Below are 13035 nucleotides of genomic sequence, written 5' to 3'. Positions count from 1 at the left end.
GATGTAGACCGTATCGGCTATAAACGCCCCTGGAATATTTTGTCAGCGAACTGTCAACCCACCCTCCACCGGGGGATACAATTAGCCAGGTATGCTAAACCGATTCCTCCCCAGGAACGAACGCTTTTTCGACTATTTTGCCCAAGCCGCGCGGGTGGCTGATCAAACGGCGCAGGCTCTGCTCGAGCTGGTCGAGCACTTCAACGACGTAGAGCGCAAAGTGCGAGCGATCCGTGACCTCGAGCACCAAGGCGATGAGATCTCGCGCCAAGTGTCCCAAGCCCTCACCCAAACCTTCGTCACCCCTATTGACCGCGAGGACATCATAGAGCTTTCCGGACGCCTCGATGATTTCATCGACACCCTCGAGGAAGCTGCCCGGCGAATGTGGCTTTACCGGGTCAAGCAACCCACCCTCCTGACCCGCCAGATGGCCCAGGTCATCGCCCGGCAGGCCCGGCTGCTGGCCGAGTCCATCCCGCTGCTCGCGGGTTTCAAGCGCAACGACGAGTTGCTAGGCAAGATCCGCCAGGTGGAAGAGCTCGAAGACGAAGGCGATGCACTGATGGACCAAGCCTCCAGCGGCCTCTTTGAAGGGGTGCAGGAAGTGCACGAGCTGGTGGTGGCAATCCGCTGGGGGGAGCTATACCAGTACCTAGAGGACGCCACCGACCGCGCCCAGGACGTGGCCCGCAGCCTGAAGAACATCGTGCTCAAACACGCCTAGCCATGCCCGGCGAACTGCTTATCCTCATCCTGATCGTGGCCCTGGCCTTGGCCTTTGATTTCATCAACGGCTTTCACGACACCGCCAACGCGGTCGCTACCTCCATCGCTACCCGGGCCCTCTCCCCTTTCCAAGCCGTGTTGATGGCGGCAGCTTTCAACGTGCTCGGGGCCCTATCCGGCACCGCGGTCGCCAAGACCGTGGGCAAAGGGATCATCGCCCCCGAGCTGGCCACCCACACCCTGGTGATCGCGGCCCTCCTCTCCGCCATCGTGTGGAACCTCATCACTTGGCGCTACGGCATCCCCTCGAGCTCCTCCCACGCCCTGATCTTTTCCATCGTGGGGGCGGGCATCGCCGAGAACGGAATCCAGGCCATCCAGTGGAGCGACGGCGTAGCCAAAGCCCTGCGAGGACTGTTCTTCTCCCCTGCGCTTGGCTTTTTGGGGGCGATGCTGCTGCTCGTCCTGCTGCTATGGCTGGTGGCGAACCGCCGCCCCTCCTGGGTCAACCGCCTCTTTCTGCGGGCTCAGGTGGTCTCAGCGGCCTATATGGCCTTCAGCCATGGCTCTAACGACGCCCAGAAGACCATGGGCATCATCACCCTGGCCCTGGCCACCTACTATGGCTGGAGCGGCGAACAGTTCCAGGTTCCCCTATGGGTGATCCTCTCAGCCGCCTTGGCGATGGGCATCGGCACCGCTGCCGGGGGGTGGCGGATTATCAAGACCATCGGCTTTAAAGCGGTAGCGCTCAGGCCCATTGACGGCTTCGCCGCCGAGGTGGCCGGGGCTACCGTGATCGAGGCCGCCAGCCGTTTGGGGATCCCCCTCTCCACCACCCACACCATCTCCTCGGCCATCCTGGGAGCAGGTGCTACACGGCGGCTCTCGTCGGTGCGCTGGAGCGTTGCCGGGCGCATCGTGACGGCCTGGGTGGTGACCATTCCAGCCTGTATCGCCTTGAGCTGGTTGATCTACACCTCGCTACACCTGCTCACCGGGAGCCGCTGACCGCCCGCGCCCCCACGAATACTCCTGGCGGTGGGGGTAAACGGAGGCAGCGATCAGATATCCTGTAGGAATCGGATGACCCAAGGCGAACTGCGCGAATACGTCTGGAATACTCTCTCCTCTCGCCGGGTGGCCACCTACCCGACCCCACCTCACGGCCACCATCCCAACTTCGTGGGGGCCCGTCGGGCCGCAGAAAAATTGATGGCGCTGGAAGTTTTCCTCAAAGCCGAAACCCTCCTGGCCGGGCCGGACCAGGTCCTAAAACCCCTGCGCGAGGCGATCCTCCAATCGGGGAAACGCCTGATCATGCCGCACCCCGACAAAGCCCACACTTTCTTGCTGCTCGAGCGCCTTTCCCCCCAAGCGCTCAAGCGCGTCCGCGACGTGGCCTACCACGGCAAGCCCATCGAGCTGCGCGAGACACCGATAGACCTGGTGCTGGTAGGCTCGGTAGCGGTGGATAGGAGGTTTGGCTGGATCGGCAAGGGATATGGCTTTCCCCCCAAACACCTCGAGGCTGCAGCGCCCTGGGCCACCCTGGCCCACCCTATGATGCTGATGGAAGAACTCTACGCCGAGCCCGAGCGCAGAATAGATGTGATCGCCACACCGCTCGAGGTACTCGTCCGCTAGCTAACCCCGCCGCAACCCAATGACCAGCCCGGCCACGAACGCACCGCCAAACGGCAGGTTGCGGGTTAGTATGGCTAGCAGTTGATCCCAGGCGCTGCGCACCTGCGCCTCTTTGAGCAAGGGCTCCACATCCCGTTGCACTCGGGTCCAGTCCACGCTGACGTAGCCCATCTGCGCCAGTACCTGCACCACGATAAAGATCAAGCCGAAGGCGATGGCGACGATCTTCCCAATCTTTTTCAGGGCGTAGCCAGTGGCGAATCCGGCGATCCCGCCGAAGGTAAGTTGGCCAATGTAAGGTTGTATCCAGTCCACACCCATATTTTGCCCTCTCGAACCCCCAGCAGGTGTGACAGCTCGTCTGTAGTTGCGTACGGGAGGCTTGCGGTAGCCGTCGAAAAGCGGGACGAGCAGGTTCAAGGGTCCAAGGGCAGCGCGGATCCCTATTCATCCCTCCCGGCGCTCCGAACCCGCCAACCCCAGCGCCTCGGCTTCGGCTTTCATCGCCTCCAGCACGAACTGTAGGTGCTCCTCCAGGGAAACCCCCAGCTCTCGAGCCCCTTGGACGATCCCTTGGCGGTCTACCCGGGCCGCGAAGGCCTTGTCTTTGAACTTCTTTTGCAAGCTAGGAAGCTCGAGGCCGTGGATGCTTTTGTCGGGCCGCACGTAGACCGCCGCCGTGATGAGCCCGGTCAACTCGTCCACGGCGTACAAAGCCTGGGCCATCCGGGTTCTGCGGGGGTATTGGGGATCGTCGGCGTGCCCCATGATGGCCTCCAGCACGTCCTCGGGGTAGCCCATCTGGCGCAATATCTCCACCCCTTTGTGGGGGTGAGTCTCGGGCGCTTTTTCGTAGTCAAAGTCGTGGAGGATCCCGGCCATCGCCCATTTCTCCTCCTCTTCGCCGTACTTGCGCGCATAGGCCCGCATTGCCACCGCAACCGCCAGCATGTGCCGCCGCAGGCTCTCCGAGGAAGTCCAGCTTTGCATCAGCCTTAGGGCGTCCGGGTAGGTCATATAGATCGCCATAACCGCATTGTCAAGAGTCGGAGGAGCAGGGTCAAGTTAGGATAGAACCGTGGCACCCACCCCTTTTCGAATCGGCTACGGTGAGGACGCGCACCGCCTGGAACCAGGCCGGGAGCTTTGGCTGGGGGGCCTCAGGATCCAAAGCGAACGCGGAGCGGTGGCCCACTCCGACGGCGACGTGCTGCTCCATGCCCTCTCTGACGCCCTGCTCTCGGCCTTTGCCCTGGGGGACATCGGCAGCCTCTTCCCCGATACCGACCCTCAGTGGAAGGGCTTGGCGAGCGGGGTGATCCTGGGGGCAGTGCTCGAACAAGTCCGGGCACAGGGCTACCGGGCCGCTCAGGTGAGCGCAACGGTGATGCTCGATCGGCCCAAACTGGGACCTTACCGCTCAGCGCTTCAGCAGAACCTGGCGCGGCTGCTTGAGCTGCCTCCAGAGCGGGTGGGAATCACCTTTAAAACCTCAGAAGGGCTAGCTCCTGACCATATCCAGTGCCGGGTACTGGCGCTGCTCGAGACCCAACACCCCTAGCCATGGAAGGCGCCCTGCACACCCTCGGCCCCACCTTGGTGGACATCCTGGCCTGGATCGGTACGCTGACCTTCGCGCTAAGCGGTGCCTTGATGGCGATAGAGAAGCGCTTCGATCCGGTGGGGATCGTCATTCTAGCGGGGGTGACGGCGGTCGGCGGGGGTTCGATCCGGGATATCGTGGTGGGTTCCTTGCCCCCGCAGGTGTTCCGTAACGAGCCAGTTCTATGGGCCATTCTGGGAGTCTCGCTGCTGGTGTGGTGGGTTTCGCGGCGGCTGGGTACCGGGCGGCTCACCCCCTACCTCGAGCGCCCCATCTACTACCTCGACACCCTGGGGCTGGGCCTTTTCGCCGCTTTGGGGGCCGAACGCGGCCTGGCTTTCGGGCTGGGCTTCTGGGGAACGGTGTTCGCCGGGAGCATCTCGGGGGTTGGCGGGGGTATTCTGCGCGACGTGCTGGCCGGGGAGGTTCCAGGCATCCTCTACCGTAACCGCGACCTGTACGCCTCAGCCGCCGCCGGAGGAGCGGTTACGGTGTTCTTGCTTTACCCCCTCTCCCCTGACCTAGCCCTGCTCCTTGGGGCTCTCACCACCGTCGCGCTGAGGTTCTCCAGCCGCTGGCTGGGCCTGCGCCTCCCTACCCCGAGATGAGCACAAGCCGGGGCGCGTACCCACGCCCCGGCGCGGTGCGTTCTTTACTTAAGCGCAGCCAATTCCCGCTTGGCCCGCTCGAGGTCGTAACGGTCCGCCGCCGTTTTGGGGGCGAGGGCCAAAGCCGCCTCGTACTGTTTGCGCGCATCGGCAGCACGGCCCAGCTTGGCCAGCGCGCCGGCATACTCCACCCGGTGGATGATCACCTCCGGCTCTAGCTTGATGGCCTCTTCAAAGAGCGGGACGATCCGCCCACCGTCGGCCCCGTACAGCCAGCCTACCCCCTTTTGGGTCAGCTCGAGGTTCCACAAGGCCAACGCCACCCGCGCCCCGGCGTGTTTGGGGTTGAGTTGGAGGGCTTTATTGAGGTTGTCGCGCACCGAGGCCGCCAGGTTGAGGCTTTGCAGGATGCCGCGAAACTGCGCCAAGCGCCCGTCGGCGCGGGCCAGTTCGAAGTAGGCCTCGGGGTTGTTCTTATCGGCGGCGATGGCTTTTTGCGCGGCATCCTCAGCGCGGTCATACCAGGAACTGCGCTCATTCTCCTTGGCCTGGTAGCTGGCATAAAAGCTCGCAGCCTTAGCGGCTTGGGTCCATCCCTCGGAGGTTCCCAGCTTGATCGCGGCGGCATAGGCTTCTTGGTACTTGCCCTCGTCGATCAGGCGCGAGATGAATTCCTCCTGCCCCCAAGCTAGAGCTGCCCATAGCAAAAGTAATAGACCCACAAAACTTTTCTTCATTATCTCCTCCGCTTGCCAGCCAAATATTACCAGGCCCAAACAAGCTTGCATGTTAAACTGAACCCCATGAAGCGCGTATGGGCCGTGCTGCTCGGTATCAGTGGGATCTGTGCAGCGGCGGCTTGGGCCCAAACGGGTCTTGGTCCACAAAAATACCACCAGCAGTGCCAAGGGCTGTACGCCCAGGGCGATCTGAACAGCGCCCAGGCTACCTGTGAGCTGGCCCTGGTAGCCGACCCCGAGTACTTGCCGAGCCTGAAGCTCCTTACCCGGATCCACCTCGAGCGCAAAGAGCTGGCCGCCGCCAAGCCCGCGCTGGAGAAGATGGACCGCTTGGCCCCCGACGATCCTGAGGTGCGGCTCCTCACTGGCTGGGCCCGGCTGCTAGAAGGCCGCCCTGCCGACGCTTTGGTCTTTTTGGGCAGCCAGAGCTCCACCAAAGCTCTGGTGCTGCGCGGCCAAGCCCTGGAGGCCCTGGGCCGCTATGAAGAAGCCTTGCCCGTTTACCTACAAGCTACCGCCGATGCGGAGGGTCGCTTGGGAGCCGCTCGTCTTTACCAGCGGCTGGGGCGGCTGCAAGAGGGGATTTCCCTGCTGGGGAATAGCCCCGCCGAAAGCATTTTCCGGGCCGAGCTGCAATGGGAAGCAGGACAACTGGGCGAGGCCGCGGCGGGGCTGGAGGCTACCCTGCCCCGATTAGGACCGCTCGAGCCCGACTACAACCGGGCCTTGGGGCTTTTGGCCATGATCTACTACGGCCAAGGAGACTGGAGCAAAGGCGGGCTGGTGCTGCGGCAGCTCTCGGCGCGGGTGGGGTTGGCCAACGAGCTTTTCTTGCGCACCTGGCCTTGGCTGCTGACCTTTTTGGTCTTTTTGGGCCTCATCCTCTATGGAGAAAGCCGGATCGAGCCGATGCGCACCGTGGAGATGAGCAACGAGCCCACCTATGGACCCGGCACCCTTTACTTGTGGCTGATCGGGAGTCTAGCCCTGGCGGCTATCGCCAGCGGGTGGATAGGGTTCTCGCTCTACCACAACTGGCTAGCCATCTTCACCCCGGTGCAATCCGAATTCATCCGCCCGATTTTCTACCTGCTGCTGGGCGCTCTCGCCCTGCTCATGACCTACTACCGCCTGCGGCGTCGCCTGGCGCTCCATCTGGGCAATCCCCGGGGCTGGATCGAGGGATTATGGGCTGGGGCAGTCCTGCTGGGAATGGCGGGCCTCTACAGCCTGGTGCGCAAACCGCTGGGCCTGGGCGAGATCCCGCCGATGTTCCTGACCTTCGTAGGATGGGCTTTGCTCGAGCCGGTGCTGCGGGGCGTCGCCATAGATGCGTTGCGCGAACGTTACAAGGAACTGGCCCTTCCCCTGGCCCCGCTGCTAGGAGCGCTGGCCGTACCGGGGCCGACCCTCTTCCTGGTGGCCGCCGGGTTCTTGCTAGGCTGGCTACGCAAGCGAGCCGGGGGGGTCTGGGGCGGGGTGGCCGCCTGGGTACTGGTCGGGATTATCCTGGCCCTAATTGGCCATTTGCCGTTGGTACGGACCGTGCTGTAAATCTCGAGCGCACAACGTATAGCCCGGCCGGTGGCCCCGATCCACCGCCTGGCGTCTGGCGTACGCGATATAAGCAGCTACCAGCGCGCTAGCCTATTCCCGGTGGCTCAGCCCGGTGGGAAAAGAGCTCTCGAGTTCCTCCTTGAAGCCATAAGCGGTGTAGTCCATCGTAACCGGGGTGAGCGAGACATAGCCCTGCCTGACCGCCCAGAGGTCGGTACCTTCGTCCTCGAGGCCGGTCTGTTGCCCGGCTACCCAGTAGTAGGGCTTGCCCTCGGGGTCTTCGCGCTTGAGCACGGTGTCTTGCCAGTGGTGGTTGGAGAGCCGGGTGATCTTGAGGCCCTTGGGGGTGCTTTTGGGAAAGTTGACGTTTAGCAGGATGCCGCCAGGCAGGCCCCGTTCCAGTACCCATTGGGCAATAGGAACCGCCAGCCGGGCGGCCTCCTCAAAGCGCAACTCCTCCTCGGAGACCTCCTGGCTGAAGGCGATCGAGGGAATGCCCAGGCTGGTCCCCTCGAGCGCCGCCGCCACCGTACCCGAGTGGGTTAGGTCGAGGCCTAAGTTGACCCCGATGTTGATCCCCGAACATACCAGATCGGGCTTGCCCAGCAAGTGGTAACCCAGCACCACGCAATCGGCCGGGGTTCCGTCCACCCGGTAGGCCGGGATCTCGCCAAACCCCGCGGCTGCGGTGTGCTTGAAACGCAAGGGGCGCCGTACGGTGATCCCGTGCCCGACCGCCGACTGCTCCACATCAGGGGCCACCACCATCACCTCGCCCAAGGTGCGTAGAGCGAACGCCAGGGCCTTGATTCCGGGAGAAAAGATGCCGTCGTCGTTGGTGACCAAAATCCGCATAAGGAATAGGGTACAGGGTTCGGAGGAGTAGGTACAGGGCACTCCCCTGCCTCAAGCAAGCCGGAGGCCTAGCTCGAGCGCCCCCTCTTCTTCCCTACCGCTCGAGCATCGATCCTGGCCTGTTTATGCTGTTGGACCCGTTCGGGCAGGCCAAAGCCCATCGTGCCGAAGACCTTACCGCTGGTGGGCTCGATCAGGTTGCGGTGGTCCCGGTAAAGGCGTGGGGTCTTCCACAGGTAGTAGAGGGCTTTCCAGTGCGGTAGCTCGTTGTAGCGCTGGGGCCAGAGCTCTTTGATCTTGGCCGCCACGATATGGGCGTACTTGGGCGAGAGGACCGGAAAGACGTGATGCTCGACGTGCAGGCCAAAGCCCAGGGTGAGCCACTCGAGCCACTTGGGGTTTCTGACCGTGAGGCTGTTCAGGAGCGGGTCGTTGGTCTCGGTAACCGGGTTGAGGAGGTGATTGGTGGCGATAAAGCTCATGGCGATGAAGTTGGCGATCCCCCAGGGCAGCACGAACACAAAGAGAAAGTCGAACGGCCCCACCAGCCAACACACCCCCGACCAGACTAGGTAGGGCAAGACAGCCTGGAATATCACCACCCGTCGCTCGTGGGGCTTGAACTCGGGCAAGAAGCGCCTGAGCATCATGTGGGCGTGGAAGCTAAACCAGAAGGTGAAGGAGCTGAACAAGAACAGGCTGCGGAAGCCCGGGGCCTGGCGGAAAAACCACTGGAAGATGGGTTTTTGCTGGGCCACCTCGAGGGTGCCCATCGCGTCCGGGTCGTCGTGGGGGTGCTGGGTATGGCCATGGTGCTCGACGTTGTGCCACTTGCGCCACAGCCGGGCACCCACCAGAAGCGGCAGGAAGGCAATCGTGCCGGTGATCGAGCGCACCACCGGGTTCTTGGTGACCGCCCCGTGCAGGATTTCGTGGGCCAGGAAGCCCATCCCGACAAAGGCATACCCCGCTCCAAAAGACAAGAGCAGCTTAAGCGACACCCAAGGGGTGGCCACGATGCCCCAAGCGCACAGCACAAACAGCCCTACAAAAACCGGCAAATACATCATCCGAGCCGGTACGGGCTCAAAAAAATGCTTGGGCAGGATTGCCTTAAGGGCCTTGGTGTACTCGCGTAGATGCTGTTCTTCGGTCATGAACGCTCCTTATCACTACCAAAACTCCCACCCAGCCATGGACGACCCCAGGTAAGGAGAGTGGCTTGGGAGTATTTTGAGGGATTTTACAATGAGGGTGTTGTTATCGCCCCATCTTGGGTACCAATAAACGCAAACCCCCCGACTCGGGGGGTGGATGTGGCTGATTTTGGCCTTAAGCAGGGCGAACCTTGGCCGCCTGGGGGCCTTTGCCGTTCTTGCCCGGCTCGACTTCAAACTGTACCCGCTGCCCCTCCTGGAGGGTACGGAAGCCATCGGCTTCAATGGCGCTATAGTGAACAAATACGTCAGGGCCGTCTTCCTGCGCAATGAACCCGTAGCCCTTTTCAGCATTAAACCACTTCACGGTGCCTGTCTTCATTTACTTCTCCTTACGACCCGCAAAACCTCTTTGGTTTTTCTAGGGACAATTGAGGGTAGCATGGCGCTCGCCCAAAGTCAAATGCCCTGAACCCAAATCAGCTGGGGTCTACGAGTTTTTCTACTCGCTCCACTTGCTGGCCATCGGTGGTGTAGACGAAGCGCAGCTTGGGCCTAGCTCCCTCCAGGGCCTGGGGCAGCCAGTATTTCACGTCGTCCCACATCTGGGTGAGGGGCAAGGTTTTTAGGTCGAACCACTCCGGGCGCATTTCCTCGGTTTCCTGCGGCTCGCCCTCCCAGTGCTCGAGCCGAAACACATGCACCTCCTGGCTCCACTGGGGTTTGCCGGGAAAGACGAAGAGCAGGTGCGCCATGTACCACAGGTTGTGCTCCTGGGCTTCAAGCCTTGATTCTTCCCAAAGCTCGCGCACCGCACACCGAAGCAAGGTCTCTCCCGGCTCGAGCTTGCCCCCAAAACCCTGGTACCGACCCACCCCCAACCCGCGCTTCTTCCGCCCCAGCAGAATGCGCTGCCGGGGGCGGTCCAACACGAACACCTCGGCGCAGAGGGTCATCGTCCTTCGGAAAGAAGCTTGCGTAGGGTGGCATGAAACATCTTCATAGCCCCCAACGCCCTGGGAAACCCCACGAACACGGCGGATTGAATGATGGTTTCGCGGATCTCCCGCTCGGTAGCCCCGTTGCGGAGGGCCCCCTCGAGGTGGGTAGCGAGTTCTTTGGGAGCCCCTAGCCCGATTAGGCTGGTGATGGCCAGCAGTTCGCGGGTCTTTAGGTCGAGGCCCTCCCGGGCCAGCACCTCTTCGTAGGCGAAGTCGCGGATGTAGCCGTAGAGGTCGGGGTCCACCTCGGACAGGTTCTGCTCGATGGCCTCCAGGTGCTCCCCCCAGATCGCTTTGCGCACGCTCATGATGGATACTGTCGAGGCTCGAGGGTCGGACGTCAAGGGTCGCCGCGCGTCCTACCGCAAGGCGTATGACCCCCGCTAGACCCGTTCCAGCACCTCGCGCAAATCGTGGATGGCCTGGGGGTTCTGCCGGTAGGCATCGAACAAAAGCGGGGTGACCCCCGCCGCTTCGGCCCCCGCCACGTCGTCCTGGGAATCTCCGATGTGCACGGCCTCCTCGGGGGCCACCCCCAGCTTGTGCAGCGCCACCTGGAAGATGCGCGGGTCGGGCTTGGCCACCCCTTCCAAAGCCGAAGCCGCCACGTAGTCGAAGTAAGGGGCCAAGCCCACCGCCTTCAGCACCCCTGGCAGCAGCCCGTCCCAGTTGGAGACCACCCCTAGCTTGTATCCCCGTTTTTTGAGTTCGGTGAGCACCTCTACCGCCCCCGGCGTGATCGGCCAGACCTTGGGGTTTTGCCAGTTCTCCGCCAGGTAGCCGCTGATCTCCTCGGCGTGGTCTTGCAGCCCCAACCCTTCCAAAAGCCGCCGATGAAAGGTGCGCCAGACGGGCAGGGCCGATTCAGGGCTTTTGGCTTCCAGATGGCGGCGGTTGTACTCGGCATAGGCCGCGGCGATGGCTTCGCGCAGCCGGGAGGTGTCGGGGGTCAAGCCGCGCTCGAGCAACAGCGGCCACAGCCAGAGCTTGGGGTGGCCCAGGATCAAGGTATCTCCCACGTCGAAAAGTACGGCGCGCTTCATGAAGGTTATAGTACCTTGGAAAGGTTAGAAGGAGGTCATACAGCCCTCGAGATCAGCCTTTGGCTTCCAGCTTCGGAAGCACAAAGCAGAACTCGGCGCCGCCGGAGCTCCGGTTTCTGGCCTCAACCTGTCCCCCGTGGAGTTCTACCAGCGCCTTGACAATCGAGAGGCCCAACCCACTGCCGCCGGTTTGGCGCGAGCGCGAAGCCTCGGCCCGGAAAAACCGGTCGAAGATCTTAGGTAAAGCTTCCTCAGGGATACCCGGCCCGGTATCGACGACCTGCACAGCAATCTCCTTGCCCTTGGCCTCTACCCCCACGGTGATGGTCCCGCCGCTGGGGGTATGGGTCAGGGCGTTATGCAGGAGGTTGCTGACGATCTGAGTAAGGCGGTCGGGATCGGCTTCGACCTCCAACGGCGAAGGCGGGAGGTTCACCTGAAGCTTGATCCCCTTGAGCTGGGCCTGGCCTTGGAAACCAGCCACCGCGTTGCGCACCACCCCTCGCAGGTCAAGCGGGCGGCGCTCGAGGGTAAGCCTTCCGGCATCGGCCAGCGATAGGGTGCGCAAATCCTCCACCAACCGGGAAAGGAGCTGGGTTTGGTTGTGCAATCGGTCAATCTCGCGCATCTCCAACGCGGCTATCCCGTCCTGAATGGCCTCGAGACGCCCTTGCATGATGGTGAGGGGGGTGCGCAGTTCGTGAGCGATGTCCGCAATGAGGGCTTTGCGCTCGGCCTCGAGCTTCTCTAACGCCTCCGCCATGCGGTTGAAGTTGCGCGCCAACAGGGCGGTCTCGTCGTGGCCTTTGGGCGTGGGAATACGGGCAGAGAGGTCACCGCTCGCCAGCCGCGTAGCCGCCGCCGAAACCGCTTCGATGGGCCGAGCCAGGCGGCGAGCAAAGATCAACGCCAGCAGAATCCCCAGCACGCTCGAGGCCAAAGTAGCGATCAACAGGCTCTGCTGTAAGCGGGTGCGAAAGTCGGGCCGGGGGGAGGGCGGCATCTGCGCGATCCGGATGGGCTGGGGGTCGCTGCCCGGTACGCGTAGCCAAAAAACCCGATCCTGCGAACTGTCCATAGGCGTCTCGAGGCGAACCACTACCTCCGTACCGGGGTGCAACAACCCGTTGATCCGCTTGGAGACCACCCAAGGCAGCGCCGCCCCCTCGCCGCGTTCCGTCTGTAACACGTCGCGCAGTTCCCGCGGCAGCTCGCGGATGTTGCGCTGGGTCGAGTAGATGCTAATCCCCAAGGTGATCAGGTTGGTCGCCGCCACCACCAATACGATGAGGCCAATTAGACGAACCTCGATACGGTCAAACCACTGCATATGCGCCCTACTCTACCCACAGCCGGTAGCCCACTCCCCGCACCGTCTCCAAAAGCCCGGTGGCTCCAGCAGCCTCCAGCTTCTTGCGCAGGTTTTTGAGGTGCACGTCTACCACCCGCTCAAGGGCATCCGAATCGGGCAGGGCGGCTTCCAAAAGTTCCTGGCGAGTAAAGGCCCGACCAGGGGTGCGGGCCAAGGTCTCGAGCAACCGAAACTCGGTGGGGGTAAGCTCAAGCCGGGTGGCGCCGACGCGGGCTAGTACCCGCTCGGTATCTATTTCCAGGGGTCCCGCCCGCAGCACCGCAGCCGGGCCCTCCCAGGAGCTCACCCGGCGCAGCACCGCCTTGACCCGGGCCACCACCTCGCGCGGGCTGAAGGGTTTGGTGATGTAGTCATCGGCGCCCAGCTCGAGGCCCAAGAGCTTGTCCAGATCTTCCGAGCGGGCCGTCACCAAGATCACCGGGGTATTGCCGTCCGCGCGGATGCGGCGGAGTACTTCGAGTCCATCCAGCTCTGGTAGCTGGATATCCAATAGCACCAGGTCTGGTTTAGCCGCGCGGTATAAGCCTAGCGCCGCCTTGCCATCGACAGCCCGCTCAGTGCGATAGCCATCGCGGCGCAAGTAGCCCTCCAGGATCTCCGCGATCTCGGGTTCGTCCTCGACCACCAGGACCAGCGCCATCAAATTTAGTGTATCGGCAGAGGCAGGCATTTTCTAAGCAGAAGGTTAGGGGGAACTCATGAAGAAGTGAGGTTACTTTTGTG

The 13035-nt window shown here is 62.7% G+C and carries 17 protein-coding genes; 6 read left to right on the top strand and 11 right to left on the bottom strand.

The window, feature by feature from the left end:
- Positions 1–91 precede the first annotated feature (91 nt).
- The 3 genes from DNA98_RS00265 to DNA98_RS00255 all read left to right on the top strand — a co-directional run bounded on the left by DNA98_RS00265 (position 92) and on the right by DNA98_RS00255 (position 2376).
- Positions 92–727: a DUF47 domain-containing protein gene (locus DNA98_RS00265; protein ID WP_110524428.1), complete on the top strand. Its 636-nt coding sequence runs from the start codon at positions 92–94 to the stop codon at positions 725–727.
- A gap of 2 nt (positions 728–729) precedes the next feature.
- Positions 730–1740 (top strand): inorganic phosphate transporter, encoded by a 1011-nt coding sequence (locus DNA98_RS00260; RefSeq protein WP_110524426.1) that lies wholly within the window; start codon positions 730–732, stop codon positions 1738–1740.
- Positions 1741–1815: 75 nt separating this feature from the next.
- The gene (locus DNA98_RS00255) at positions 1816–2376 is read left to right on the top strand and encodes a 5-formyltetrahydrofolate cyclo-ligase (RefSeq protein WP_110524424.1); all 561 of its coding nucleotides are present in this window, start codon (positions 1816–1818) and stop codon (positions 2374–2376) included.
- Here the strand turns inward: DNA98_RS00255 and DNA98_RS00250 are convergent, their stop codons facing one another.
- Both DNA98_RS00250 and DNA98_RS00245 read right to left on the bottom strand, forming a co-directional pair.
- Positions 2377–2697 (bottom strand): FUN14 domain-containing protein, encoded by a 321-nt coding sequence (locus tag DNA98_RS00250; RefSeq protein WP_110524422.1) that lies wholly within the window; start codon positions 2695–2697, stop codon positions 2377–2379.
- Positions 2698–2823: 126 nt separating this feature from the next.
- Entirely contained in the window at positions 2824–3405 is a 582-nt protein-coding gene (locus tag DNA98_RS00245; protein WP_110524420.1) for an HD domain-containing protein, read from the bottom strand.
- A gap of 49 nt (positions 3406–3454) precedes the next feature.
- Between DNA98_RS00245 and ispF the strand changes: the two genes are divergently transcribed.
- A complete protein-coding gene (gene ispF, locus DNA98_RS00240; protein WP_165363971.1) occupies positions 3455–3937 on the top strand; it encodes a 2-C-methyl-D-erythritol 2,4-cyclodiphosphate synthase in 483 nt (160 codons plus the stop codon).
- Positions 3938–3939: 2 nt separating this feature from the next.
- Positions 3940–4587: a trimeric intracellular cation channel family protein gene (locus tag DNA98_RS00235; RefSeq protein ID WP_174720013.1), complete on the top strand. Its 648-nt coding sequence runs from the start codon at positions 3940–3942 to the stop codon at positions 4585–4587.
- Between the two features lie 44 nt (positions 4588–4631).
- On the opposite strand, the gene DNA98_RS00230 is transcribed toward DNA98_RS00235, so the two are convergent.
- Positions 4632–5324: a hypothetical protein gene (locus DNA98_RS00230; protein WP_110525350.1), complete on the bottom strand. Its 693-nt coding sequence runs from the start codon at positions 5322–5324 to the stop codon at positions 4632–4634.
- Positions 5325–5390: 66 nt separating this feature from the next.
- On the opposite strand from DNA98_RS00230, the gene DNA98_RS00225 reads away from it, so the two are divergent.
- Positions 5391–6881, top strand: coding sequence for a lipopolysaccharide assembly protein LapB (locus DNA98_RS00225; protein WP_110524418.1), 1491 nt, complete (start codon positions 5391–5393; stop codon positions 6879–6881).
- A 93-nt stretch (positions 6882–6974) separates the two neighbouring features.
- Here DNA98_RS00225 and surE read toward each other — a convergent pair whose 3' ends face one another.
- From surE to DNA98_RS00185, 8 genes are all read right to left on the bottom strand, one after another.
- Entirely contained in the window at positions 6975–7739 is a 765-nt protein-coding gene (surE, locus tag DNA98_RS00220; protein ID WP_110524416.1) for a 5'/3'-nucleotidase SurE, read from the bottom strand.
- Positions 7740–7807: 68 nt separating this feature from the next.
- The gene (locus DNA98_RS00215) at positions 7808–8896 is read right to left on the bottom strand and encodes a fatty acid desaturase (RefSeq protein WP_110524414.1); all 1089 of its coding nucleotides are present in this window, start codon (positions 8894–8896) and stop codon (positions 7808–7810) included.
- A 175-nt stretch (positions 8897–9071) separates the two neighbouring features.
- A complete protein-coding gene (locus DNA98_RS00210; RefSeq protein WP_110524412.1) occupies positions 9072–9278 on the bottom strand; it encodes a cold-shock protein in 207 nt (68 codons plus the stop codon).
- Between the two features lie 97 nt (positions 9279–9375).
- Complete coding sequence (locus tag DNA98_RS00205; protein WP_110524410.1) at positions 9376–9852, bottom strand: 8-oxo-dGTP diphosphatase; 477 nt, start codon at positions 9850–9852, stop codon at positions 9376–9378.
- Positions 9849–10205, bottom strand: coding sequence for a carboxymuconolactone decarboxylase family protein (locus DNA98_RS00200; protein ID WP_110524408.1), 357 nt, complete (start codon positions 10203–10205; stop codon positions 9849–9851). Before DNA98_RS00200 ends, DNA98_RS00205 begins: the two co-directional genes overlap by 4 nt.
- Before the next feature lie 75 nt (positions 10206–10280).
- Positions 10281–10940: an HAD family hydrolase gene (locus DNA98_RS00195; protein WP_110524406.1), complete on the bottom strand. Its 660-nt coding sequence runs from the start codon at positions 10938–10940 to the stop codon at positions 10281–10283.
- A gap of 52 nt (positions 10941–10992) precedes the next feature.
- Entirely contained in the window at positions 10993–12270 is a 1278-nt protein-coding gene (locus DNA98_RS00190) for a cell wall metabolism sensor histidine kinase WalK (protein WP_110524404.1), read from the bottom strand.
- A gap of 7 nt (positions 12271–12277) precedes the next feature.
- Positions 12278–12952: a response regulator transcription factor gene (locus DNA98_RS00185; RefSeq protein WP_110524402.1), complete on the bottom strand. Its 675-nt coding sequence runs from the start codon at positions 12950–12952 to the stop codon at positions 12278–12280.
- Positions 12953–13035 lie beyond the last annotated feature (83 nt).

The sequence above is a fragment of the Meiothermus sp. Pnk-1 genome (assembly GCF_003226535.1).
In the GTDB taxonomy this organism is placed as follows: Bacteria; Deinococcota; Deinococci; order Deinococcales; family Thermaceae; genus Allomeiothermus.
The sequence above is the reverse complement of the archived record's forward strand: the minus strand, read 5'-3'. Positions and strand labels throughout refer to the sequence as shown.

Bases quoted from the DNA above. Each gene is read 5' to 3' on its own strand.
- DNA98_RS00265 (WP_110524428.1), top strand. From the start codon at position 92: ATGCTAAACCGATTCCTCCCCAGGAACGAACGCTTTTTCGACTATTTT.
- DNA98_RS00260 (WP_110524426.1), top strand. From the start codon at position 730: ATGCCCGGCGAACTGCTTATCCTCATCCTGATCGTGGCCCTGGCCTTG.
- DNA98_RS00255 (WP_110524424.1), top strand. From the start codon at position 1,816: ATGACCCAAGGCGAACTGCGCGAATACGTCTGGAATACTCTCTCCTCT.
- DNA98_RS00250 (WP_110524422.1), bottom strand. From the start codon at position 2,697: ATGGGTGTGGACTGGATACAACCTTACATTGGCCAACTTACCTTCGGC.
- DNA98_RS00245 (WP_110524420.1), bottom strand. From the start codon at position 3,405: ATGGCGATCTATATGACCTACCCGGACGCCCTAAGGCTGATGCAAAGC.
- DNA98_RS00235 (WP_174720013.1), top strand. From the start codon at position 3,940: ATGGAAGGCGCCCTGCACACCCTCGGCCCCACCTTGGTGGACATCCTG.
- DNA98_RS00230 (WP_110525350.1), bottom strand. From the start codon at position 5,324: ATGAAGAAAAGTTTTGTGGGTCTATTACTTTTGCTATGGGCAGCTCTA.
- DNA98_RS00225 (WP_110524418.1), top strand. From the start codon at position 5,391: ATGAAGCGCGTATGGGCCGTGCTGCTCGGTATCAGTGGGATCTGTGCA.
- surE (WP_110524416.1), bottom strand. From the start codon at position 7,739: ATGCGGATTTTGGTCACCAACGACGACGGCATCTTTTCTCCCGGAATC.
- DNA98_RS00215 (WP_110524414.1), bottom strand. From the start codon at position 8,896: ATGACCGAAGAACAGCATCTACGCGAGTACACCAAGGCCCTTAAGGCA.
- DNA98_RS00210 (WP_110524412.1), bottom strand. From the start codon at position 9,278: ATGAAGACAGGCACCGTGAAGTGGTTTAATGCTGAAAAGGGCTACGGG.
- DNA98_RS00205 (WP_110524410.1), bottom strand. From the start codon at position 9,852: ATGACCCTCTGCGCCGAGGTGTTCGTGTTGGACCGCCCCCGGCAGCGC.
- DNA98_RS00200 (WP_110524408.1), bottom strand. From the start codon at position 10,205: ATGAGCGTGCGCAAAGCGATCTGGGGGGAGCACCTGGAGGCCATCGAG.
- DNA98_RS00195 (WP_110524406.1), bottom strand. From the start codon at position 10,940: ATGAAGCGCGCCGTACTTTTCGACGTGGGAGATACCTTGATCCTGGGC.
- DNA98_RS00190 (WP_110524404.1), bottom strand. From the start codon at position 12,270: ATGCAGTGGTTTGACCGTATCGAGGTTCGTCTAATTGGCCTCATCGTA.
- DNA98_RS00185 (WP_110524402.1), bottom strand. From the start codon at position 12,952: ATGGCGCTGGTCCTGGTGGTCGAGGACGAACCCGAGATCGCGGAGATC.